23 protein-coding genes and 1 pseudogene are annotated in these 23,752 nt (G+C 58.6%); 15 read left to right on the top strand and 9 right to left on the bottom strand.

Going from position 1 to position 23,752, the window contains the following annotated elements; all coding sequences use genetic code 11:
• Positions 1-330 precede the first annotated feature (330 nt).
• The gene (locus G6P99_RS13745) at positions 331-663 is read left to right on the top strand and encodes a BA14K family protein (protein WP_029078381.1); all 333 of its coding nucleotides are present in this window, start codon (positions 331-333) and stop codon (positions 661-663) included.
• A gap of 372 nt (positions 664-1,035) precedes the next feature.
• Here G6P99_RS13745 and G6P99_RS13740 read toward each other — a convergent pair whose 3' ends face one another.
• The gene (locus G6P99_RS13740; protein WP_029078382.1) at positions 1,036-1,236 is read right to left on the bottom strand and encodes a hypothetical protein; all 201 of its coding nucleotides are present in this window, start codon (positions 1,234-1,236) and stop codon (positions 1,036-1,038) included.
• Between the two features lie 44 nt (positions 1,237-1,280).
• The gene (locus G6P99_RS13735; RefSeq protein WP_414645576.1) at positions 1,281-1,430 is read right to left on the bottom strand and encodes a hypothetical protein; all 150 of its coding nucleotides are present in this window, start codon (positions 1,428-1,430) and stop codon (positions 1,281-1,283) included.
• A 340-nt stretch (positions 1,431-1,770) separates the two neighbouring features.
• Between G6P99_RS13735 and G6P99_RS13730 the strand changes: the two genes are divergently transcribed.
• Complete coding sequence (locus G6P99_RS13730; protein WP_165128504.1) at positions 1,771-7,680, top strand: ATP-binding sensor histidine kinase; 5,910 nt, start codon at positions 1,771-1,773, stop codon at positions 7,678-7,680.
• A 693-nt stretch (positions 7,681-8,373) separates the two neighbouring features.
• Here the strand turns inward: G6P99_RS13730 and G6P99_RS13725 are convergent.
• Together G6P99_RS13725 and G6P99_RS13720 are read right to left on the bottom strand one after the other, a co-directional pair.
• Complete coding sequence (locus G6P99_RS13725) at positions 8,374-8,763, bottom strand: response regulator transcription factor (RefSeq protein ID WP_029078385.1); 390 nt, start codon at positions 8,761-8,763, stop codon at positions 8,374-8,376.
• 100 nt (positions 8,764-8,863) lie between these two features.
• The gene (locus tag G6P99_RS13720; protein ID WP_029078386.1) at positions 8,864-9,523 is read right to left on the bottom strand and encodes a response regulator transcription factor; all 660 of its coding nucleotides are present in this window, start codon (positions 9,521-9,523) and stop codon (positions 8,864-8,866) included.
• A 991-nt stretch (positions 9,524-10,514) separates the two neighbouring features.
• Here G6P99_RS13720 and G6P99_RS13715 point away from each other — a divergent pair.
• From G6P99_RS13715 to G6P99_RS13705, 3 genes are read left to right on the top strand one after another with little or no spacing between them, the layout of a single operon-like run.
• Positions 10,515-10,703 carry a hypothetical protein gene (locus tag G6P99_RS13715; RefSeq protein WP_156928363.1) on the top strand — a complete coding sequence of 63 codons (189 nt, stop codon included), beginning with the start codon at positions 10,515-10,517 and terminating at the stop codon, positions 10,701-10,703.
• Positions 10,669-11,547, top strand: a complete 879-nt coding sequence (locus tag G6P99_RS13710; protein ID WP_414645575.1) for a response regulator transcription factor — start codon at positions 10,669-10,671, stop codon at positions 11,545-11,547. Before G6P99_RS13715 ends, G6P99_RS13710 begins: the two co-directional genes overlap by 35 nt.
• A gap of 2 nt (positions 11,548-11,549) precedes the next feature.
• Complete coding sequence (locus tag G6P99_RS13705) at positions 11,550-12,665, top strand: GlxA family transcriptional regulator (RefSeq protein WP_165128502.1); 1,116 nt, start codon at positions 11,550-11,552, stop codon at positions 12,663-12,665.
• A gap of 29 nt (positions 12,666-12,694) precedes the next feature.
• Here the strand turns inward: G6P99_RS13705 and G6P99_RS13700 are convergent, their stop codons facing one another.
• On the bottom strand, positions 12,695-12,931 hold the full coding sequence (locus G6P99_RS13700) for a DUF3551 domain-containing protein (protein WP_084518269.1): 237 nt from the start codon (positions 12,929-12,931) through the stop codon (positions 12,695-12,697).
• Between the two features lie 867 nt (positions 12,932-13,798).
• Here G6P99_RS13700 and G6P99_RS13695 point away from each other — a divergent pair.
• Positions 13,799-13,930 carry an aquaporin gene (locus tag G6P99_RS13695; RefSeq protein WP_165128500.1) on the top strand — a complete coding sequence of 44 codons (132 nt, stop codon included), beginning with the start codon at positions 13,799-13,801 and terminating at the stop codon, positions 13,928-13,930.
• A 56-nt stretch (positions 13,931-13,986) separates the two neighbouring features.
• Here G6P99_RS13695 and G6P99_RS13690 read toward each other — a convergent pair whose 3' ends face one another.
• Positions 13,987-14,736, bottom strand: a complete 750-nt coding sequence (locus G6P99_RS13690; RefSeq protein ID WP_246709538.1) for a helix-turn-helix domain-containing protein — start codon at positions 14,734-14,736, stop codon at positions 13,987-13,989.
• Between the two features lie 453 nt (positions 14,737-15,189).
• Between G6P99_RS13690 and hxsA2 the strand changes: the two genes are divergently transcribed.
• From hxsA2 to G6P99_RS13655, 8 genes are all read left to right on the top strand, one after another.
• Positions 15,190-15,408 (top strand): His-Xaa-Ser repeat protein HxsA2, encoded by a 219-nt coding sequence (hxsA2, locus tag G6P99_RS47670; protein ID WP_205751491.1) that lies wholly within the window; start codon positions 15,190-15,192, stop codon positions 15,406-15,408.
• The gene (locus G6P99_RS13685) at positions 15,344-15,742 is read left to right on the top strand and encodes a hypothetical protein (RefSeq protein ID WP_165128498.1); all 399 of its coding nucleotides are present in this window, start codon (positions 15,344-15,346) and stop codon (positions 15,740-15,742) included. The genes hxsA2 and G6P99_RS13685 overlap by 65 nt, the downstream gene beginning before the upstream one ends.
• A 17-nt stretch (positions 15,743-15,759) precedes the next feature.
• Positions 15,760-16,026 carry a hypothetical protein gene (locus tag G6P99_RS13680; RefSeq protein WP_198031105.1) on the top strand — a complete coding sequence of 89 codons (267 nt, stop codon included), beginning with the start codon at positions 15,760-15,762 and terminating at the stop codon, positions 16,024-16,026.
• Positions 15,941-16,876 carry a radical SAM protein gene (locus tag G6P99_RS13675; protein WP_334262022.1) on the top strand — a complete coding sequence of 312 codons (936 nt, stop codon included), beginning with the start codon at positions 15,941-15,943 and terminating at the stop codon, positions 16,874-16,876. The genes G6P99_RS13680 and G6P99_RS13675 overlap by 86 nt, the downstream gene beginning before the upstream one ends.
• A gap of 7 nt (positions 16,877-16,883) precedes the next feature.
• A complete protein-coding gene (locus G6P99_RS13670) occupies positions 16,884-17,207 on the top strand; it encodes a hypothetical protein (protein WP_205751489.1) in 324 nt (107 codons plus the stop codon).
• Positions 17,204-18,166: a 4Fe-4S cluster-binding domain-containing protein gene (locus G6P99_RS13665; RefSeq protein WP_198031107.1), complete on the top strand. Its 963-nt coding sequence runs from the start codon at positions 17,204-17,206 to the stop codon at positions 18,164-18,166. The genes G6P99_RS13670 and G6P99_RS13665 overlap by 4 nt, the downstream gene beginning before the upstream one ends.
• Positions 18,132-18,383, top strand: coding sequence for a hypothetical protein (locus tag G6P99_RS13660; protein ID WP_205751488.1), 252 nt, complete (start codon positions 18,132-18,134; stop codon positions 18,381-18,383). Before G6P99_RS13665 ends, G6P99_RS13660 begins: the two co-directional genes overlap by 35 nt.
• A 1,050-nt stretch (positions 18,384-19,433) precedes the next feature.
• A complete protein-coding gene (locus G6P99_RS13655; RefSeq protein WP_246709537.1) occupies positions 19,434-20,108 on the top strand; it encodes a hypothetical protein in 675 nt (224 codons plus the stop codon).
• A 417-nt stretch (positions 20,109-20,525) separates the two neighbouring features.
• On the opposite strand, the gene G6P99_RS13650 is transcribed toward G6P99_RS13655, so the two are convergent.
• Positions 20,526-20,765 carry a hypothetical protein gene (locus G6P99_RS13650; RefSeq protein WP_165128496.1) on the bottom strand — a complete coding sequence of 80 codons (240 nt, stop codon included), beginning with the start codon at positions 20,763-20,765 and terminating at the stop codon, positions 20,526-20,528.
• A 587-nt stretch (positions 20,766-21,352) separates the two neighbouring features.
• Here G6P99_RS13650 and G6P99_RS13645 point away from each other — a divergent pair.
• Entirely contained in the window at positions 21,353-22,069 is a 717-nt protein-coding gene (locus tag G6P99_RS13645; protein WP_165128494.1) for a helix-turn-helix domain-containing protein, read from the top strand.
• A gap of 1 nt (position 22,070) precedes the next feature.
• Here G6P99_RS13645 and hemH read toward each other — a convergent pair whose 3' ends face one another.
• A complete protein-coding gene (hemH, locus tag G6P99_RS13640; protein ID WP_029084724.1) occupies positions 22,071-23,153 on the bottom strand; it encodes a ferrochelatase in 1,083 nt (360 codons plus the stop codon).
• A pseudogene (locus G6P99_RS13635) lies at positions 23,150-23,598 on the bottom strand (SufD family Fe-S cluster assembly protein); the annotation flags it as partial. The pseudogene G6P99_RS13635 and the gene hemH, both read right to left, overlap by 4 nt.
• Between the last annotated feature and the right edge of the window lie 154 nt (positions 23,599-23,752).

Genomic DNA, 23,752 nt, shown 5'->3' with positions numbered 1-23,752 from the left:
GTCAACTATGTTATTCAGGCACGTATCGGACCGGCATCTCTTCGGCATCAGGGAGGCTAAACAATAATTTACGACGCCTCCGCCATCGCACACGCAATGGCCTACCGATCTCAATTCGATCACGACCGCCACACGTGTCGAACGCTGATCTCATACAGGAGACTTCGTCACCTGCACCGTTCGCGCAAGTGTGATGTTCACTCCACGAAATTCCTTGGATGCACCACCTATATAACGGAGGTCGATAAAGTACTCGAAGGAAACGTTCTCAACAGAGCCGCAGTGATCGCTGGCGCAAGTTCTCCGCACACAACAACACGGAGAACGACTATGACGACGTTCAAACTTCTGATTACTACGACGCTGCTATCGATGACTGCGGTCACCGCCGCGCGCGCGCAGTTGCCCACCTGGGCGACCAGCCATCCGGCCGCCTTTGACGCGCAATATCCGGACCGTAGTGTGCTAAACGATGGCGCGCTGACCCCTGCGGGCAGAATGGGCCTCGAACTGCCCGGCGGCGCGGCTCCCGTCTTCGGAGCGAACAACGCCTATGCTGCAGATCGCGCCATGGCTTCATCCTGCGCACATCTCCATCGCTCCTACGATCCCGCATCCGGCACCTTCCTCGGTTACGACGGCCATCGCCATGCCTGTGAGTGATGCTACTGGAGTTGGTTCGATGCGTAGATATGTTTTGGCCTTGGGCCTTCTGATCGGGTTCTGCGGGTCTGCCGGCGCTGCAACTGTGCATCCCCTTCGACCACGACATCTCATCCTGCATCACAGCCATAGTGTGATTTCGCGTTTCGTCGTTACGATGCCCGGCTATGACGACACGCCACGCTATGACGATCCGTCCAAGTTTGGCGGTCAGTCGCTGGGGATGGATCCATAGAGCGGTGCTCGACACGACCGATCCGGCGCTCGGCGTTGGATCGTCGGTCGGGTGTTGATTTGCATAGGATTATGGCTGTCCCTGCGCGCGCAAGAATGCCTGGTAGCACCAATCGTCTCCTCGAATGCAAATAGGGTTCACATTCCGCCGTCACCATAAGGCGTTGCCGGAAGCCGGTGGATGGTTGTCAGATCACGTCCGCACTGGCGCTGCGCGGGTTCGGTCACGATCGTCGTGGGAAACCTCAGCCGCGTTGAGATTGGCTGAAACTGCAACGGCGAGACGGTATCCCCGCCGTCGGTTTGATTGTTCTCCCAATTTGCTTTTGCGATCGTCATTATTAGTTTGCCGGCCGAAAGGCCTAGACTATCGATGACTCGCCTCAACTTTCTCCAACACTCTGGACAGCGTCCTTGGCGACCTTCAACGGTGAGGCCTTCACCGACTTGCTCGCGGGCTTGGCTGCGAACTGCATCGGTTCCTTCGTGAAGGGATTGACGCCCATCCGGGCTTCGGTAGCGGGCTTGTTCACGACCGACACCTTTGCAAAGCCAGGAATAGCGAATTCGCCGGACTCTCTCAGCTCCCTGTATCCGCAAACTTTTGTGCCGGGAGCAACCGACTATCTGCTCGACTGAAAATGCAACAGGGCTCGGCGGCCTCTCCAAGTTTCCGCTCCTGGCCAACCGCACCAGTTTCGCACCAGTAGTCCATGCGCTGTTAGCCGTGCATCCGGAGCCAGGCCCGGCGCAGCTATCGCGTACCTTCCTGTATGTGCTATGCTTTTCTGCTCAAGGTCGGCTTGGTCCGGCTACGGGATGCAACACCTTCTCAGTACGAGTGCCGTCACGGCCCGATGGCGGAGGTTGTCGATGAATCCTTCGAATCAGTTCGACGCCAACGGCGATCGCAGCTTCCCGATCCTGTGGAAAGACGGTGACCGCATCTTCTGCCGGGGACAGCGCGCGAGTGCCGAAGGCAAGCAGGAGACGGTGCTCGCGGTTCTCCCTGCCTCGGAACACCCGGCCCCCGCCACCCTCGATCGTCTCGCTCACGAATACGGATTGAAGGATGAACTGGACGAGGCGTGGGCAGTGCGGCCACTGGACCTCGTTCGCGAGCGCGGTCGAACTATGCTGGTGCTCCGGGATATCGACAGTGAGCCACTCGAACGGATGCTCAACGAGCCTCTCGAGCCGGGATGCTTCTTGCGCCTCGCCATCGGGATCACCAACGCGCTCGACAAGGCGCACAGACGCCGCCTCGTGCACAAGGACATCAAGCCAGCCAACATCCTCGTCAACCGCACGACCGGCCAAGTCAGGCTCACGGGGTTTGGTATCGCGTCGCGACTGCCTCGCGAGCGGCCGGCGCTCGAACCTCCCGAGACCATTGCCGGGACCCTGGCCTACATGGCTCCCGAACAAACCGGGCGGATGAACCGTTCGATCGATGCGCGCAGCGACCTCTACGCGTTGGGTATCACGCTCTTCCAGATGCTGACGGGCTCGTTGCCATTCACCGCGGTCGAACCCATGGAGTGGGTGCACTGCCATATCGCGAGAAGGCCGACCCCGCCCACCGAGCGGCTGCCGACTGCGCCTGCAACAATCTCGGCCCTCATCATGAAGCTGCTCGCCAAGACGGCCGAGGAACGCTACCAGACCGCGGCCGGTGTCGAGCGCGATCTGCGACGCTGCCTGGTCGAATGGGAAGCCCATGGGGCGATCGGCGACTTCGCGCTCGGCCAACAGGACACGCCCGACCGGCTGCTGGTTCCTGAAAAGCTCTACGGCCGCGAGCGCGAAGTCGAGACCCTGCTCACAGCCTTCGATCGCGTCGTCAAGAGCGGTATGCCGGAGTTGGTGCTGGTTTCGGGTTACTCCGGCATAGGCAAATCCTCGATCGTCAACGAGCTGCACAAAGAGCTGGTGCCGACCCGCGGCTTGTTTTCGGCCGGCAAATTCGACCAGTACAAGCGCAACATCCCTTATGCCACGATAGCCCAGGCCTTCCAGAGCCTGGTTCAACAGATCCTTGGCAAGAGCGACGTGGAGTTGGGCCAATGGCGCGGCGCCTTGCAGGAGGCACTGGGCTCTAATGGCCAGCTCATGGTGAATCTCGTTCCGCAACTGGCTCTCATCATAGGCGATCAGGCGCTAATTCCTGATCTTTCGCCACAGGACCAGCAGGGCCGATTTCAGTTGGTATTCCGCCGCTTCCTCAGCGTGTTTGCCAGGCCAGAGCACCCCCTGACGCTATTCCTCGATGATCTCCAGTGGCTGGACTCGGCAACGCTCGATTTGATCGAGCATCTGCTTGCACACCCGGACGTGCGCCATTTGCTGCTGATCGGGGCTTACCGGGACAACGAGGTCGGCCCCACGCACCCGCTTGCGCGCACGCTGGCCGAAATTCGGAATGCGCACGGGCGTGTGCAAGAGACGATGCTGATGCCGCTGTGGGCCGACGACGTGGCGCGGCTGTTGGCAGACGCCCTGCGGACGGAGAAGAGCAGCGTGCGGCCATTAGCCGACCTGGTGTTCGAGAAGACGGCTGGCAATCCATTCTTCACGATCCAGTTCGTGGCTACATTAGCCGACGAGGCGCTGCTGGCATTCGATCCGCCTACCACGGCTTGGACGTGGGACTTGCCGCGCATCCGGGCCAAGGGATTCACCGGTAACGTTGCGGATCTGATGGCGAAGAAACTGGGCCGCCTGCCTCCCGCAACCCAAGGTGTTCTGAAGCAACTGGCATGTCTCGGAAACGCGGCCAAGACAGCTGCCCTGGCCTTGGTCTATCAAGCAACCGAAGCAGAGATCCACGCCACGCTTTGGGACGCCGTCCAGTCCGGTCTTGTGCTGCGCTCGGACGACGCCTACTCCTTCCTCCACGACCGTATTAGAGAGGCGGCATATGCGCTCATCCCTGAAGATGAGCGCGCAATGACCCATCTCCAGATTGGGCGCCTGCTCGCGGCAGGTACCCCGGTCGACGAGATTGAGGAGAATGTCTTCGAGCTTGTGAACCAGTTCGATCGCGGCGCAGGTTTGATCGTCAGCCAGACTGAGCGCGAAGAGATCGCGCGGCTCAACCTCTTGGCAGGCAAGCGCGCCAAGACGGCAACCGCATACGACTCGGCGTTGCGATATTTCAGCGCCGGTCGTGCCTTGCTGGCCGAGATCGGCTGGCACAGTTGTTATCGGCTAACCTTCGACCTCGAGCTCAATTGGGCCGAGTGCGAATACCTGACCGGGGAGTTGCCGTCAGCCGAAGAACGGCTCGCCGCGTTGTCAATTCACACGCGGAACATGATTGATTCCGCTTCCGTCACCTGCGCGCGTATCAATCTTTACACAACCCTGGACCGGAGTGACGACGCTGTTCGGGTGGGCTTGGAGCATCTCCGCCGCATCGACGGCGAGTGGTCGGCTCATCCGACAACGGAAGATGTTCGCCGAGGCTATGACCGATTGTGGCAGCGGCTCGGTGCTCGCTCGATTGAAGCGCTGGTTGACTTGCCGCGGATGTGGGATCCGGATCGGTGTGCCACCATGGACGTGCTGACCGTCCTCACCTCGCCAGCCTTGTTCACTGATTTGAATTTGTTCCGGCTGATCGTCAGTCGGATGGCACGCCTCAGCCTGGAGTTCGGCAACAGCGACGGCTCATGCCTCGCCTATGTGTGGCTCGGCGGCGTCCTTGGCGCGCACTTCGGACAATACCGGGCAGGATCCCGCTTTGGCAGGCTTGGCCTGGATTTAATCGAGAAGCATGGCCTCGACCGCTATAGCGCTCGTGTCTATCTGGTGTTTGCCGTCCATGTCGCTCATTGGACTCAGCCCTTGCAGATCTCTCACGCCTTCCTGGGACGGGCCTTTGATGCGGCGCTCGCTGCCGGTGATCTTTCCTATGCAGCCTATAGCTGCATCGACGTGATTACCAATCTTATCGCTGCAGGAGACTTGCTCAGTGAAGTCGAGCGTGTCTCCGACCACGGCCTCGAGTTCGCTCGGAAGGTACGGTTCGGTCTCGCGAGTGATTGCATCATCGGGCAGCTCAGATTGATCCGGATGCTCCGCGGACTGACGCAGGACTTCAACTCCTTCAATGACGCGGAATTCGAAGAGAGTCATTTCGAGCGACGCCTGAACAGCAATCCTCAACTCGCCATTGCGTCCTGCTACTATTGGATTCGCAAGCTACAGGCCAGGGTCTACGCCAACGACGCCACATCAGCTATGGCGGCCGTATCCAAGGTCGAAGCACTGCTTTGGACGATCCCGACCCAATTTGAGTTGGCCGAATACCACTTTTTCGCAGCGCTCGCTCGGGCGGCACATTACGACACGAGTTCGCCCGAGGAACGGCGTCAGCATTTAGAAGCGTTGATCGCGCATCACAGGCAGCTCGTGCTGTGGGCGGAGCACTGCCCCGCAACGTTCGCAAATCGCGCAGCATTGGTGGGTTCCGAGATTGCGCGCCTTGAAGGCCGGGAGCTGGACGCGATGCGCCTCCATGAGGAGGCGATTAGACTGTCGCGGGAACATGGTTTCATCCAGAACGAGGGCTTGGCCCACGAACGGGCTGCCCGGTTTTGCGCGACCCGCGGCTTTCAAACCATCGCTGAATCATATCAGCGAAGCGCGCGGCGCTGCTACCTGAGTTGGGGAGCCCACGGCAAGGTACGACAGCTCGATGAGTTGTATTCGCATCTGCGAGAGGACGCGCCGGCTCTCGGTCCGACAGGGACGATCGGAGCGCCGATCGAAAACCTAGACCTCGCAACCGTAGTCAAGGTGTCTCAGGCCGTCTCAGGTGAGATCGAGCTCAGCAAGCTCATCGAAACACTGCTTCGGATAGCGGTCGAGCACGCCGGGGCCGAGCGTGGCCTACTTATTCTGCTTGCTGGTGATGAGCCACAGATCGCTGCTGAAGCGACTACCGGCCAAAACCAAGTTGAGGTCACGCTGAGCCAAACGCCGGTGTCGCCGGCCGCCCTTCCGCAATCCGTGCTTCACACCGTGTTGCGGACGCGGGAAAGCGTGATCCTGGATGACGCCCTGGCGAAGAACCTGTTCTCGGCAGACGATTACATCAGCCGCGAACGCGCCCGATCAGTCCTTTGCCTACCTTTGCTGAAACAGGCCAAGCTGATCGGGGCGCTGTATCTTGAGAACGAGCTTGCATCGCGCGTATTCACGCCCTCTCGGATCTCGGTTCTGAAATTGTTGACCTCGCAAGCCGCGAACTCGCTGGAGAATGCTCGCCTCTATGGCGATCTCCAGGAGCGCGAGGCCAGGATCCGGCGCCTGGTCGATTCGAACATCGTCGGGGTCTTGATTTGGGATGCTCAGGGCCGAATCATCGATGCCAATCAGGCCTTTCTGGATATCGTCGGATATGACCGGGAAGATCTCCTCGCGGGTAGGCTGTTATGGACGAAGCTGACGCCGCCCGAATGGAGCGACACCGACGGGCGTGTCCTTGCCGAGCTAAGGGCGGCTGGATCCCTCCCACCGCGGGAGAAAGAGTACTTTCGCAAAGACGGTAGCCGCGTCTCCGTTCTGATCGCCCGCGCGCTTTTCGAGTCGAAACAAGACGAAGGCGTTTCGTTCGTCGTCGACATCACGGAGCGCAAACGTGCCGAGCTCGAGCGCCAACGCCTGGCGTCATTGGTCGAACAGGCGGCTGACCTAATGGCGATCGCCGACCTCTCCGGAGGGACGCCGATCTACCTGAACAAGGCCGGCCTGAGGATGGTTGGGCTCGACAGCTGGGAAGAAGCCAAGACGAGGCGTGGAATCCACTACATTTTCCCGGAGGACCGTCAGTTCGTGAATGACGTGCTCTGGCCGACGGTGCTCGAAAAGGGGTCATGGTCGGGCGAGATGCGTTTTCGCCATTTCAAGACCGGAGATCCAATTCCTATCCTCTATTCGGCCTTTCGGATCGACGATCCCGAGACCGGGCAGCCCGTGAACATCGGCAACGTGTGCCGCGATATCACGGACCGCAAGGTGGCAGAAGAAGAGCTGCGCGCCAGCGAAAGACGCCTGCTCGATGCCCAGATGGAGCTTGCACGCGTTACGCGGGTGACGACGCTGGGCGAACTGACCGCCTCGATCGCACATGAGGTGAACCAACCGCTGGCTGCCCTCGTCAATGCCGCCGGAGCCTGTCTGCGTTGGCTCGACGGCGATACCCCCAACCTGGAGGAAGCACGCCTCGCTGCAGGTTGGATCATAAAGGAAGGCAATCGGGCGGCTGACGTGATTCGACGTGTTCGGGCGCTGGCAAAGAGGTCCGACCTCGAGAGGGCGCCGCTCGATGTCAATGACGTCGTTAGGGAGGCGCTCGCTTTGGTGCAACACGAATTGACCAGCCGACATGTGTCGTTACGATTGGAGCTGGCACCGGCTCTGCCCTCGATCTTGGGCGATCGAGTCCAATTGCAGCAGGTGATTATCAACCTGGTCATGAACGGTCTCGAAGCAATGCAGTCGGTTATGGATCGACCGCGCGCACTGGTGGTCCAATCGCGTCGGGATGGCGCAGAACAAGTGCTCGTAAGCGTGACGGATTGCGGAATCGGCATTTCTCCAAAGGATGCGGATCGGCTGTTCAATGCCTTCTTCACCACTAAAGCCGGCGGCATGGGTATGGGGCTGTCGATCTGCCGTTCGATCATCGAGGCGCACAGTGGTCGACTCTTGGCGATCGCAAATCAACCTCACGGCGCCACGTTTCAGTTCACGATTCCCTGGCAAGCGGTATAGTGCGCCGTCGACCAACTGATCGAAAGCGACGTCTCAACGGCCCGCTCGAATCGTCTATCCCGGCGCCTCATCTGCCCAGCACAAGCAGGTATTGGTAATTCGACGTTCCGGACGCTCAGCGCCGACGTCTGGCGCCTTCTGTCGCGCCTTAGCGTCGACATTGGCGACGCCCGCGGCACCGGCAGCTTGCCAGTATCAAGCGCTCTGTTTGGGCGCATATTTTCCCAGTACACACTTGTAACCTTCTAGCCTCCACCCATGATGCGGACCGTTGGTAAGCCAGTCGGCTATACCAATTTGCGCGTTTACCTGACACGCAGACATCGTGAGGCCCGACTGCTCACTGTTGGTCACAACTTTTTCCAGGCAAAGCTGGGCGTTACAGAGGACGGCGACAAGTGTGACAAGCATGGTAACCTCGGTCTGCTGATGAGCTTGATCAATGGCGGCAGCACGGTGACTGCTTGCGATTGAGAATAGGCGGCGCCACGCAATACTCCATTCTGCCTCCGCTTAGATTGGATCGATCATTGGGAGGCACGCTTCATACCGAGGTATCGCCTTCTCGGCTCCTCGCGCGCAATCGTCCAGTTCACAAGGGCAACAATCAAGCTGGGCCTCATGCCAGACTCGCCAGTCTGCAAGACCACCATCATTCACCGATCAAGAAGCCCAGAAGCCCGCGCTGGCGCCTCAGCTTCCGGCTCCACCGCCATCTGTCTTCAACGCGGTCTCAAGGCATTGGATAAGATTGTCGCCGCCGAACGGCTTCGTCAGATAGCAGATTGCTCCGCCCGCCATGGCCCGCGCGCGGGTCTTCTCGTCCGGGAACCCAGTGAGAAAAATGAACGGAGTTACGTAACCCATGGCATTCAGATGATCCTGCAACTGGACGCCGCTCATGCCGGGCATCTGAACGTCTGCCATGATGCATGCGAACTCGTCGATGCGGTTCGAATGCAGGAACTCTTCCGCAGACGCGAATGTATGCGCGACATATCCAAGCGACCTGACGAGGCTATCGGTCGTGGCACGGACGGACGCATCATCATCAATGATTGCGACGAGCGGTGGCTTTGGCAAAATCGATCATTCCTTGACCCGGCGGCAGGATTCCCGAAGTGTCGTCGTCCCCAGATTGCACTGCGGATCGCACTTGGAAAACGATACCTGAGTATAGAGTCTAGACCTTAGGGTGCCGGATCCCGAGCAAATCGGCCATTCCCACCAGTTCGATCATGGACCGCGCCCTCATTTTCCGCATCATGTTGACCCGGTGGACTTTCACCGTAATCTCGGTGACACCCAGCTTTGCCGCAATCTGCTTGTTGAGCAGACCGTCGACGACGAACGTGATGACCTCCCGCTCGCGCGCAGTCAGGGAATCGAGCCGGCCGCGGAGTTCTGCGACGATCTTCTCCTCGTCACGCCGTTTTTCATCGCGCTCAAGCGCTTTGACGACGGCATCAAGCATATCCTGGTCGCGAAACGGCTTGGTCAGAAAGTCCATGGCGCCGGCCTTCATGGCCTGAACCGACATCGGAATGTCCCCATGACCCGTCATGAAGATTATCGGGATACAAATGTCGGCCTTGAGCAATTCAGCCTGAAACTCGAGCCCGCTCACCCCCGGCAACCTAATGTCGAGCACCAGGCAACTCGCCGCATCGGGCATCTTGATTTGCGCGAATTCACGCGCTGAACCGAACAATTCCACGCGCAAGCCCACGGAACGGAAAAGACTGCCGAGGGTCTCACGCATCGCAAGATCATCGTCGATGATGAAGACGACACGCTCTACCGCGGCTGCAGGATCTCGTTGCGATTTGGAGCTACTGGTCACGCGGCTTCCTCTCAGGTGCTAGCAGCCAAGTTTCGGCCATCCGGAATATGGCCACACATCGTTCGTTGGCCTTCCGGATTTGCGGCGGCCAAGACTAGTGCATTTTGAGAAGGAAGTCTGGCGATCCGATCGCAGTCCAAAGTGCCCGACCATCCGCCCGCAGCGGCTACATCGTGAAAAATCGAGCATTGCGAGGTCGCGCCGGGCTTAGGAATGCATTCCAGCCTCAGGGCCATCAACCGGCATGGCCGCAATCCAATCGAACCTTACGCTAGGTTGGCTAAACCTCGGTTTAATTGATGGGCAGGCTGGTCGAGCCTAGATTTGAATCCAGCAGATCGGCCGCGTCTCCTCCCCGCGCGCACCACATGTCTGCCGGGCGGACCGTTCCCCTTGCCGCGTCCCCCGCACACGGGAGCGGTCCGCCTCCTTGTTTTCGGATGTGCTCCGTCCGTCGTCGCGGCCATGGTAGCCGGCCGAATTCCGCCATTCTGCGAAGTCGTGACTAACCAGCATCCAATAGCCCACGTCGAGAGCCACGATTACCGATCCGCATGTGCGCATCGTCACTCCCGATGACGGCCGCTGATCCGAAGGCAAGCACCATAAACTCCCGTATAGCTTTGCTGATCTTCTTAGGTATCGGACGTCTACCCGCCGACAATGGAGACCGCAGCCTTCCCCTCCTAGTCTCGTTACCAAGCGGACTAACCGATTGCAGGCGGCAACCGCCTACGATCCCAGCATCAAGCATAGGAGGCGCAAATGGGTGACGAGGGCCAGCATGCTCGCGACGTCGCAACCAAGCGGTGTCCAATATGCAACGGAAGATTCGGCCTGATACGGCGCTACTCCTGGCGGACCGCGCTCTGCTCAAAGAGTTGCCTCGATCGCTTCAAGGCGCGCCAGGAAATCGATCGCAAGTGGCTATCGTGGCCGCGCGCGGCCTGGACGACCGGCTTCGTCAACGATGCTCCCTAGGAGGCATGAAGTGCAGTTCATCCTCGTTACCGGCAGGACGCCCTGTTCCAATCCTGTATGCGTGAGCTGCGAGACGCCGATTGGAGCGGCCTATCTGCGCGAACTCGGAACCCATCTGACCTACTGCGATCACGGCTGTTACGCAGATCACCGCGATCGCACCATTGAACTCATCGAATGCCGGGCGACGGCATCATGAAGGCTTGCCTGGCAGCGACGCCGACTGGGGCAACGGCGGCGGCGAGCGACGCCGTCCGAGACTGCAGCAACCGAGAGAAAACACGATGAGGAAGGTATTACTGATAGAGGACGACAGAAGCGTTGCAGAGGAAATTGTCGAGGGGCTCGCCGCTCAGCGGTTCGAGGTGGAGTGGGCATCGAATGGGCTTGAAGGCCTCAAGATGGCGCATGAATGGAGGCCCGATGCCCTAATCGTCGATCGCCGGCCATCTGGCTTGGATGGGCTCGGTATCATCCAGCGCCTGCGACAGGAGCAGATACAAGCCCCCATCCTGATGCTGAGCCGGCTCAATGCCGTCGAGGATCGCGTCATGACGTTGCGCACGGGGGCCGACGACTATCTCATCAAGCCGTTCGCATTGATCGAGCTCGTTGCACGACTCGATGCGTTGCTGCGGCGGCCCATGGTCGTGCGCGAGACCACCTTGAGAATTGGAACGCTCGAACTCGATCTCATCGAACGGAACGCAAGGCGCAGGAACCGGCAGATCGAGCTGCTGCCGCGCGAGTTCCGTCTTCTCGATTACATGATGCGGCGTAGCGGACAGTTGCTTACGCGCTCGATGCTCCTCAAGGACGTATGGAACTACAACTTCGATGCGAAGACCAATCTGATTGATGTCCACATGGGCCGCCTGCGCCACAAGGTCGATGGCCCCGACGAAGTGCCGATGATCTACAATATACGCGGCGCCGGGTTCATTCTGCGCGAGGCCGCGAGCCCTCCGGTTGCCAGCGCACCGATCCCGGCGCGCGCGGCTGGCCACCAGGGTCACGCCCTCCGCGTCGTAGCTCGGAACTGACGATGACGAAAGCGACCAGTACGCCTGTTGCCATCGTCGTACCGCAAAATGCGCAGTCCCTTGACATCTCCGGTCCTTTGGATGCCTTCCTTGAAGCCAACCGCCAAGCTCCCGGCAAATGCAATTACGAGGTTCGACTCCTGTCGACGAGTTGGGATCGCAACGTCACGGCTGGAGGCATGTCGCTGATGGCTCACGGTTCGATCTTTGACGACGACGGGCCGATCGACACGCTGCTGGTCGCCGGCACACCGGACTACGCTCAAGCCTATAAAGAGCCGGCTACGTGCACCTTGCTGCGTCGCCACGCATTACGGAGTCGGCGCTACGGGTCGGACGGCACCGGCGCATTCTTTCTCGGCGCTGCGGGGCTTCTCGACGGGCTCAACGTGACAACACATTGGCAGCACACCTCCGAACTCGCCGAGAAGTTTCCAGCGGCCAAGGTCTCGCCAGACCGGATATTCGTGCAAGACGGAGCGCTCTGCACCTCGGCGGGCGTGGCTGCAGGCATCGACCTCGCGCTGAAGCTGATCGAGGATGATCATGGCTATAGCCTTGCACTTTCGGTCGCGCGCCGGCTGGTCGTGTTCCTGAAGCGGTCGGGCGGCCAGTCGCAAGTCAGCGCACATCTTGCGGCCCAGGGCGCAAAGGAAGGACGAATCCACGCTGTGCAGCACTGGATCCTGGAGCATTTGCAACTCGAACTGACGGTGAAGACGCTTGCCCTGCGAACCGCCATGAGCGTACGCAATTTCACTCGCGTCTTTCAGGAGGAAGCGGGCGTGACGCCGGGCAACTTCGTCGAGATGGCGCGCGTTGACCGGGCGCGACGCTTGCTGGAAGATACCAACAGACCTCTGAAATGCGTCGCAACACTCTGTGGATTCGCAAATCGCGACACCATGCGGCGCGCGTTCATGCGACGAATCGGAACCGGACCCAACGAACATCGTGATCGCTTCCGGCGTCAAGACTCGGTCGGGTTGCCCGGCAAGCCACCGCTAAAACCGCCGCCGGCCAAGGCATTCCACCCGATGAGCAGCCCCGACTCGACTCCGCCAGGACTTCTCGCAGCACATGATGGTGGCCGCGTCCGCGACCACCACGCCTCCTGACGCATCGCGCTGGCGCGAAATGCCGTCGCTCAATAGGCTCGTGTGTGGCCGGAGCGCTGGCCTCTATATGCGTACTGTGGGTTGATACCGCAGTAGGCGTCGGTGCCGGACGCGCTGGCCGTGCATTGGCTATACGTTGAAAACTCGCAATTGCCGGGATAGCCCCACTCCCGTCCCTGCAGACAGTACCGATCGTTCGCAGCGGCTGGCGAGGCGATCGCGAGAAGCCCGATGACAGACAGGCCTGCAAGTTGAACTTGACGCATGGATTAAACTCCGGGTTTCTGTTTTAAAGCGAACGGTCCTCGTCGCAAGGAGCGAGCGATCTTTGCGGGCGCCTTGCGAGGCGCGAGGGGCGTCAGACCGTACTCTCTGGCCGGTCATCTAAGCTTGGGATGACGTAGCCCAAGGTATCGCAGTGTCACAATTGGTCACATCGACGAAATCGCCCTTCGCAATGACGCGAGCGGACATGCGACGTTGACGAAGCTCGAAGCTCCCGGTCGATCGGAGCCAGGCCTCCTGCCTCGTGACGCTCGAACAACGTCGTGAGCTTATGCATTTGGAGCAATAGGCACGAATTGCCCGCAACCTCACCAAAGTCGTGAGGCCGCCAGAACACATCAACGTTCTCGTCCCGAACTGTGCGAGCGCCGCCGAGAGGACACATGCGCTCCATACGCGATCGTATGTCCGGGGCTTCTCTGCTCATGCACTGGAAAAGTACCAATGGCAAACTACCCCACACTGACGGCAGATCGCGGCGCGTCCGTCGCTGCTAACAAGAACCTGTGCTTGCAAGGGGCTCCTCGTAGTCATTGGACTGGCGCACTCAACTTGATGATCGGCGAGACTTCAATCTGCCGCGATCAATCCACCGGTCCTGCCGCCTCCCGGCGCACCGTCATTCGCGCCGCGCGATCAATCTCACCTATGGAGTCAACATGTCCAACCAGACGACAGCTAAACTCATGGCCGAGTTCATGAACGTTCGCATTTGTATTCATCGGCGCCGGAACGGCGGCCGTGATGGGCGACGGCGTCGGCCTGGCCGGCATGGGCGCAATTGCTCTTGCCTATGGCCTGGCTATCATGGCTTTCGCCTTCGCATACGGCCCTGTATCGGGCGCCACATGAACCCGGCGGTCACCGTCGGTGTCCTCGCTGCGGGTGCCATTCAACCGCTCGAAGCCATGGGCTATATCGTGTTTCAACTGATCGGCGGTAGTCGCGTATCGCTTGCTGCAAGATGTAATGCGATCTGAGGAGAAGGCTTCCCGCCTGCATGCGGTTTGAGTGCGGGCGGGGTGACTTCAACTATTTAACGCGAACCACTTTCGCGCCGAAACGCCGTTGGCGTAACTCCAACCAATTTTCGAAACACGCGGTTCAGTTGGGATGCATCCCTAAACCCCACCCCAAGCGCCACGTCGGCAATCGATAGTTCGCGTTTCGACAACATCTCTTTTGCAACGCCGATCCGCGCGGACAGGACGTACTGATAGGGCGAAAGCCCAACTGAGCTTTTGAACGCGCGAATAAAGTGGAACTGGCTCAGTTCAACCAAGTTCGCTAGCTCGGATATCCCGATTCCTTTCGAAATGTGAACACCAACAAACTCTTTGATGCGTTTCAATTGAAGCACAGTTAAACCTCCGCGAACCGGTTTCAATTGCGAGTACTTTGGGTCAACGGCGTGCCGTAGCTCCCACAAGAGCAACAGCCCGAGCGTTTCAGCATATGCGCGGTCAACTATGCCCGAGCCATCTAAGACGCCTTGGAGTTTTTGAAGCGTAGATTTAAGATTGCTATTTTCAAAGTACAAAGATGGGGGAATATTTGAGATATCGTTTGCGTACTGATCTGATGAGAGAGGAGCGAGATGAACTGCAAAGACCGACGACACCCTGCCTTTGAAACAATTCCAACCTTCCGCGGAAGAGCCGACCGGCACGAACGTCAATTTATCTCGGACGTCAGTAAGAGTCGAACGGCTCCCCCCGTTTATGGTCGTCTCTCCATCAGAGCGAACAAAGTCATGCAGCGCTAGATAAGCTGCTTCTCCCTTCACTCGCTATTCCAATTCCGTTGGTTGAACACGAACAATCTCGGCGGAGAACCACGACCAAGACATCCGTCTAACCAAAAATGGATAATGTGCATCAGGCTGTCGCTGATGCCACTCGATTTTAGCGTCCGGCCCCAAACTGATTCCCCTCACAGATTTGTCTCATTTATCCAAGTACACACTGATCGCTAGTTCGAAATATCAAAAATTGCTGAAGTTGCGAAAACTTGCTGTCCAACCCCGGCTCAATTGCAGCGCTTTATCACCACAATTTGCGGCGAAATAGCTTTTATTGCGCCAAAATCAATTCGACCGTCGATTTCGTATTGCCGACTAGGCTCACATGATCCTATTTCCGCGCGCGTTCAATTTGAGTGGACATGGCGCAGAGGGATCAAAAATGGCTAAAAAGTCCAAGTTGCTGCTATCAATCGGCGCCCGCTTTCGGGGCTGTCGATGAAGGGTGCAGAAGCCAAACCGGCAGTAAGTAATGACAAAGTAACTTCGCCGGTAGACCAAGCTTTGCAGGCGAAGCCGGCACCGAACGCTCACTTTCAAGTTGGTGAGGACCTCCTCGGGTTCGTTATGACGAAGCAACCTGACGGGACGATTGTTGCTGGTCACTCATCTCATGCATCGCATGCATCCCATGCTTCACATGCCTCCAGCCGCTAAGGATCTTTCGGCCTCTCCAGTTATGATTGCTGTAGATCTTGATTCGAGCATTCAGAGCCTGGAGGCCTTGGATGCGGCGGCCTATCGGCTAATTGGAACGGCAACCTGTCAGATCGACCGGGTAGCCGATCGATATGTGTGCCACCTTCTTGCATCCACCAGTCCGCAGCGCCGCGGCGTTCTCTCTCCTGACGACCTGAAGGAACGATTCCTCAACCTCGTTGCGGACGAGAATTTGCGAGCCCGCGTCGCCGGCAAGACTGAAGGCGTACGAAACGTCATCCTTGCTCTTGCGTTCGGGTCTTTGGCGGCTAACCAGAAAGATGCCGGGTAGATTCCGGCCGGAGCAGTATGGCCCGTTTCTTAGCTCCTGAAGCGTTCAGCGCGGCAACCGAAACTATTTCGTTGTTGCCTTTCAGTTTTGAGCGCACCGGAACATATCAATATCTCGTTGCAAACATGGTAGGCGATTTTATTCGTCTAACTGAAGATGAGATCAATAAGCTGATCGATCTTAGAGTGACGCCCGGCGATGGTCTCTATGAAAGCCTACTCGGCTCACCTAATCACCGGAAGCAATCAGCAGGCACAACGACAGCTGTTGGCATTGCGGCTTAGAAGCCGGATGTCATTCCTTCAACAAGCGACACCGCTTCATATCTTCGTCGTAACGTTACGGTGTGAGCACTCTTGCCCCTACTGCCAAGTCTCGCGTCAAAGTACAGATCGCTCTCGATTCGATATGAGCGAAGAAACGGCGATGCGTGCCCTCGACATCGCGTTTGCCAGCCCGGCGCCGCGAATTAAGATTGAATTTCAGGGAGGCGAGCCACTTCTTAATTTTCCACTTATCAATACCATTGTTTCAACCGCGAAAGTGCGCTCCGCCAGTCTCGGCAAAAAGGTCGACTTTGTGATCGCGTCAAACTTGGCGCTATTGGACGATGTCGTGCTCGACTTTTGTAAGTCCAACGACGTTCTTCTCTCTACGTCGCTCGACGGCCCCGCCGATCTGCACAATAAGAACCGCCCGAGACCGGGCGCAAACAGTCACGAGCTAGCTGTCGCCGGCATCCGGCGGGCCAAAGAGGTTCTGGGTCCCGACAGGATCGGTGCCCTGATGACCACAACGGAAGCGAGCCTGGATCGCGTCGATGACATTATCGACCAATATTTGCAGTTGGGATTGGATGGCATCTTCTTGCGTCCGCTTTCGCCGTTCGGGTTTGCGGTGAAGACCAAGCAGTTTCAGAAATACGATACCGGAAAGTGGCTGGATTTCTATGAGCGTGGTCTGCACCGGGTGCTGGACATCAACCGGCAGGGCAAGCCATTTCGGGAATTCTATGCCGCGCTGATCCTCACGCGCATGCTTTCGGACAGGCCCATTGGACTTGCGCAGTCCAGCCGGAGCCGGCCTTGGTGCACTGGTTTACAATTACGACGGCGGCATCTTCGCCTCCGATGAGGGCAGGATGCTTGCCGAGGCTGGCGACAACGCGTTCCGGCTGGGGCACGTTGATCACGACAGTTACAAATCACTCGTTCTGTCGGACAAACTGATCGACACGATATCGTCGTCATTAACACAATGTGCCCCGGAATGCTCAACGTGCGTGTATGAGAGCCATTGCGGCGCGGACCCCGTCTATCATCACGCCACTCAAGGCGACGCCCTCGGCATCAAGCCTCTGTCTGCATTCTGCGCCCGGCAAAAGGGTATCATGGGGGTGCTGCTGAACATCCTGGAAAATTCCCCGGAAGACGCGGCAATCCTGCGGCGATGGGCGGCCTCATGACTCTTCCTCTGTACGGCACGGCCTTGTTGAGCAGCGGCTTTCATGGTGAGAAGGCTCGGTCGGTCGTCAGGCTCCGGCCGGTCGAATGCAGCGACGGGCGTCAGGCGTCGGATTTTGCGCTCGTTAAAACACCGGAGGACGTCCAGCGGGCGCTTGAATGCAATTGGCGATCCGTTTTCGCTGTTTCGGATTCGTCCATCGCAAGTCTTGCTCCTAAAGCCTTTGAAGGCCGATTCATCGCCGTGGCGCTGAAGTATGATTACCTCGGAGACGGCGACGTTCTCGGGTTTGATCATTCTTCGCGTAAGTTTCGTACCCTCTTTCGGCGGAACTCCGCGCACAATTCCTTTCTGGTCACGGAACGATGCAACAACTATTGCTTGATGTGCTCGCAACCACCGAAGGATGTCGATGACCACTGGATACTGAATGAAATCAAAGAAAGCCTGCCCCTTATTGATTCCAGCACGCAAGCGCTGACCTTCACCGGCGGCGAGACCCTATCGGACTGGAAGGATTTCATAGGTGTCCTGAAGCAGTGCCGCGATCTGCTGCCTGCTACCGCCGTTCAGGTTCTGACCAACGGTCGTGCGTTCGCAAACTCGCAGATTGTGGACGCCTGGAAGGATATCAGCCACCCGAAGCTGATGGCGGCCATCCCGGTTTATGCCGCGGTCGATCATCTCCACGATTATGTGGTGCAGGCCAAGGGTGCTTTCGACGAGACCGTGCTAGGAATTCTTAAGCTCAAAGATCGCGCCCAACGCGTTGAAATCCGCGTTGTCCTGCATGCCTTGACCGCGCCGGTTATCGCGGAGACGTGTCGGTGGATTGCCCGAATCATTCGTCGATCACGTCGCGTTGATGGGACTCGAAAACACCGGTTTTGCCATTGCGAACGATGCGATGCTCTGGATGGATCCCATGGACTATCGCGAGGGGCTGGCGAAAGCGGTTGATCACCTGGCCGCCGCTGGTGTGAACGTGTCGGTTTACAATCTTCCGAAGTGTGTACTGTCCCGTTCGGTCTGGCCGCATGCGCTGCAGTCGATATCAGATTGGAAGAATGCATTTGTCGAAGAATGCGACCGATGCGACGAAAAGAAGAGCTGTAGCGGCTTCTTCACGACCGGACGTCCGCGTTTCAGTCGCGGCATAGCTGCAATCACTTCCTAGCCAAGACTCAGATTTCCACCGCGGTGTATCATGCGTCGCGGGGCCTGCCTGGCAAAAACGAAATCGTCCATCCTGAGCTGTTCGAGATGGCGTAGGATTACGACCGGCCCGCGGGGACATACGTCGCACGAGAATACGGAGGGACGTACTCGCTGAATCAAAGGCGCCGCTGACCGAACGTCCGGTTGAGCCGGCAGCGCAAAGCGGACATTGGACACTGCCGCGGGACGCACACTGTTGTTTCGCGCCAACTAACTCGACGCACCAAAGCCGCCGTCAACATCTATGCATTTGCTCCCCTGCGGCTCCCCTCAGCAATTTGAATGATTGTATCGCGCAAGGAATTATTTCACAGGGTAGAGCCCGGGCCCGAAACAGGAGGGGGTGGGGCGGCAGAACGCTAAAGACCTTACCCCTCCGCTCCCCTGCAGCATTGTTAGAGCCGCAGAGCCAGTTCTTACTGCGCTAACTCAAGTCAGAGCCGCCCCCTGCGCAGGTTGAGCTCCTGGGCACTATAGGACCATCCGCTACTTACCCACTGGCGACCGTCCGGTCCACGAACTCCGGATGCGCTTAAAAGGTAAACCAGCGTTTATGTTTTACGAGCCTGTATGACTCCGCATGCCAGTGCTTATCGCGGATACACGTGGCTGCCGGCCGCGCTTGCCGAATTCCATGTCTGCTTTCGAGGGTAGAACGGACGTGCCGCTAAGGCGGAGACACCTCCGATTTTGGCCCTTTTTCCGGAAGTGCCGCGCTGGCTATCGAAAGTCCGGTGTCGGGGGTGAAGCGGACGTTACGGTTGCGCGTTCCGACTTCCGAGTTTGGACCCTGAGCGGACATCGTGACATTTTCTCGTTTGATCTACCTCAACAAGCGATTCCCTTATCGCCTATATCACTGCGCGGGGGTAACTTCCATCAACGTGAAGGAAGCGCCAGGCCGTGCTGAAGTTCAGCCCAGCTATGAAATCGGTCTTATGGCGTGGCGGAGAGAACAGCCCGCAGGCCAGCCGGAGCGGAAATGCTGAAGGGACTTTACAAGGTCGAGATGCATACGGTGCACGGTTCCCGCCGTGGCGTCCTCTATTTCTATGACGGCAAGATGATGGGCGGCAGTTCGGCCTTCGCATCCGTCGGCACCTTCAAGGAGTCTACTGGCGGCGAGGTATTGGCTGAAATGTTGACGTTGCGCCACAATAACGATCCGAATTTCCAGCCCTTGTTGAAGACTGACATCGTCACGCTGACGCTCAAGGGTCGGCAGCAGGGCGAGCAATATTATTTTGAAGGTGGCGCGCCGCAATTACCTGGCGTTGCCTTCTACGCGTTGATGACCCCCATCAGCGAGGAGGCCGCACCGCCCATCACGCCAGTCGGACAAGGCGGCATCAGCAACGGCCTCTATTCCATTCACATTCGGATGCTTGATGGTATCGATGGCGGAAATACCGGCGTCATGATGCTGCACGACGGCCGGATCCACGGTGGCGACGCGTTCTTCGATTACATCGGCGCCTACACCAGCGCGAACGGACGGTGGAAGGGCGAGCTCGTCAATCACGAGCACACGCCAAGCGTGGGCGAGCGGTCGCTGTTCGGCGGCTACGAGGTCGGCATCGGCTTTTCTGGCACCTATACCGACGAAGGCGCGATCGCGGAAGCGACTGCGCTTGTCGGCAAGCGCAGCGTTCGCTTCAGCGCGGTACTGAAGAAGTTCGCATAGGCATGTGCGCCTAAACCCGCCCGCTCACCGGCAGCAGCGCGCTTGAATAGTGAGCTAATATCTGCCCCTGGCAAACCTGATGCAAATGCCCAGAGGCCCAGCGTGCAGATAGCCGGGAATGTCGATTTCGTAGTAATTCAGTTCAGACGCCCTCGCGACGAGGCACTGAGTTGCTTGATGGCAGCTACCTGATTCTCCCCACAGGCAACTAAACCCACATTCACGCGTTCATTCGTCAGTCTTTGGAGACCTGACGATGTCAAAGGCGCGCATTTTTTTGCTGGGGTGGGAGCGACCATCCTGCTCATTGGTGGGGGCGCACTTCCGCGTTGAGCCCGCTCCGACTTCGGTATCGAATCGAACCGCCGATGAGCCAGGCTCGGAACCGCATCGCAACAGCAAAGTCGCCATTAAGGCTTACTTCGCGAGCAACCGGGTCAACTCGATTGCAGTCGAAGCAGTCGAACAGCAAATTTCATCGATCTGCCGCGCCAGAGCGAGCGCACTAACCTTCAGAGCCTCAATCGTCGATGCTTCGGGATGCTGCTTTTCGAGTTCTTGGATGCGTTGGTTGAACGAAGCTAGCTCAAGGTACAGTCGTTCAATTTCCGCATTCTTCTCGATGGGCCCTGGCTTCCGAGCTTTGCTTGCCTGCATCACGTATCCCCCCGTTATGCTCTCGCCTTTGTGAGCCCGATTCGGGTCTAGAAATGGAATCTCTTTTGGCAAGGGTGTGGCCAGCCAGGTCCTTGGAATTGTCACGCCCGGCGAATACAAACCGAAGACCTGGCCCTGGCCGCCTAGACGTGCACATCAAGGGGAAAAGTCACGGCCACCTGCTCAGTAGGAGTCATCCTAGCCGATACCGTGTTCGCGTTCGTATCGTTTCGTGTTGCGACCGTCGATCCATAGATGCAGTAACCCTATCACGAATGTGGCAGATAACTGACACACAAATCGGGCCGATCTCGGCCATCGCTTTCTCACCGGCCGAGATCATCAGGCGTCGCTTCGAAACGTGGCCTGGCCTTAGGGTCGAGACGGTGGAGGCAGTGCGGCGCACGTCTTTTGAATACCGCTTCAAAGCCCCCTGCCGTCTGCTCATTACAGCAGAGATCGGAGAGCGAGAGAGCGGCGAAACTCGGCTTGAGGGACTGCCACGGTCGGACCTCCGCACCTTTACGCACAAGATGACCTTCGTTCCCGCAGGTCACGACTTTGTCGGGACACAGAAACCGCGCTTGTTGACCCGCATCATCTGCATTTATCTCGATCCGCGGGGACCGCTTACGGATCCTGAACTGCGCTTCAGTGAAGTTGAATTCAGGCCCCGGTTGTTCTTCGAAGATGTCTCCCTCTGGGAGACAGCCCTCAGGCTCAAAACGGAGATGGCGCATTACGACGTGATGCACCGACAGTATGGTGAAACATTGGGGATCCTCCTGGCGCACGATCTCGTTCGCATCAATGGAAATGCCGTCCCAATCAGATCTGCCGCGGTTCGAGGCGGCTTGGCGGCCTGGCAGCAACGGCGGCTGGCCGAATACATCGAAGACCATATCTCCGATGACATTCCGCTCACCGTCCTCGCGCAATTGGTACAGCTAAGCCCATACCATCTTTGTCGTTCCTTCAAGCGATCCTTCGGGATGCCGCCGCAGAAGTATCAAGCGATGCGCCGAATCGAGCGAGCGAAGCAGATGCTGGCAAGGCACGAGCTGTCGATCACCATGATCGCGCGCACGCAGTTGGATTTGGCGAAACCAGCACGTTCAGCGCAGCCTTTCATCGGCTGGCCAGACAAACGCCCAGCCGGTACCGCCGTGACCTCGATTGAGGAAACTGCTTCGCGGCACGGAACCGTGGTGCGTCCGGAAAGGATGCCACTAGCCGGTGAGGTGCGTCATCCGATCCCAATGCACTCTTCTCGAGGAGGACTAGGCCGAGACCGTCCCCCGTGAGCTAGAGCCAACCGCTCAGCTCTCGGCGCACGATGGAGTCGATCACGCGCATTCCGCCGTCACTGTCGTTCAGGCAATCGATCCGCGCGAACGCCTCGCCGCCTGCAGCGAAAAAGTATCCGGCGTTCTCGCTGCCGATTTCCTCGATGGTCTCCAGGCAGTCGGCCGAAAAGCCCGGGGTTAAGACCGCAATCCGCTTGATGCCGCGGGATGCAAGGCCCTTAATCGTTTCGTCAGTGTAGGGCCTCAACCATTCCGAACCGCCGAACCGGGATTGAAACGTCATGATCAGGCGGTCGGGCGGCAGCACTAGTCTTCGACCGAGGAGTTCTGTCGTCCTCTTGCATTGCGAGTAGTAAGGGTCACCCTTGGCGCGGGTCTCCATCGGCATGCCGTGATAGGACACCACGGTCACTTCCGGCTCGAAATCGATCTGCGCCAGGCGCGTTGTCACCGAGCGCGCGATCTCTTCGATATAGACGTCATGTTCATAGTATGGCGAAGCAACCCGCAGACACGGTTGATTTCGCATCGACGACAGGATTTCGAAGACCGAATCGCATGCTGTCGCGCTGGTCGCCGCCGAGTATTGCGGGTAAAGGGGAACGAACAGGATACGGTCGCAGCCCAGCGCGCTGAGCCGCTCGATCGCGGCCTTGAGCGAGGGGGTGCCGTACCGCATGCCCCATTCGACAATCACCCTGGCGCTGCCGCTACCGGATCGCTGATCCTGCAAGGACTCCTGCAATTTCTTCGCTTGCGACCTGGTGATGGTCTTGAGCGGGCTCTCGTCGCGTTCGCGGTTCCAGATCGTCGCGTAGTCCCTGCCCTTTCGTCGAGGTCGGGTAGCGAGAATCAGGAAGTTGAGGACGAAGAACCAGAGCAACCGGGGCGCTTCTATGACCCTGCGATCGGACAGGAACTCGGCAAGGTACCGTCGCATGGACCAATAGTCCGTCCCGTCGGGCGAACCCAAATTGCTCAAGAGCACCGCGATATTGCGGGGCTGCGCGCAGCCGCCGGCACCAGCCCGCCGCAGCGCAGTGTCCGTCCTGTCGGCAGGACCGAACTCCAGAATCGTCATGTCAACCTCCGGAGACTTCGGCCGCGGGCCTCGAGCCAGGCAGCGATGATCTGCTCGAGTGCAGCCGCGATCTGCTCGTTCTCGATCGGAAGAAGAAGTTCAGCGAGAAATCCTTTGATCAAGCGCGAGCGGGCTCTCCCCTTCGGGATGCCCCGCGCCATCAGATAGTAGATCTGCGCATCATCAATATCCGCAATCGTGGCACCGTGCCCGCACTGAACATCGTCGGCGAAAATCTCCAGTTCCGGTTTTGCGGAGAACTCTCCATCGTCGGAGAGCAGCAGTGTATTGCAGGCCATCCGGGCGTCTGTGTGCTGTGCACCCCGCCCGACCTTGATACCCCCTGGAAGGCGCCACTGGCCCGATCAAAGACGACGTTTCGCACCACGACCGCGGACGTCGTGCCCACCGCTTCATGTTCAAGCGTCATGGTCAGATCCGTGTGCCCTGCGTCCCTTACATCGAGGGTGGCTGACCACCGAACTTAGAGGGATCGTCATAGCTGGGCGTATCGTCGTAGTAGATCGGTGGTCGAGCGGACGCATAAGCCTCGCGCGTGATGACGAAATCACCAAGCGATACGACCCGGCCATGGTGAG

This window comes from Bradyrhizobium sp. 6(2017), assembly GCF_011058295.2.
In the GTDB taxonomy this organism is placed as follows: domain Bacteria; phylum Pseudomonadota; class Alphaproteobacteria; order Rhizobiales; family Xanthobacteraceae; genus Bradyrhizobium; species Bradyrhizobium septentrionale.
This window is presented reverse-complemented; position numbering and strand designations above follow the sequence as displayed.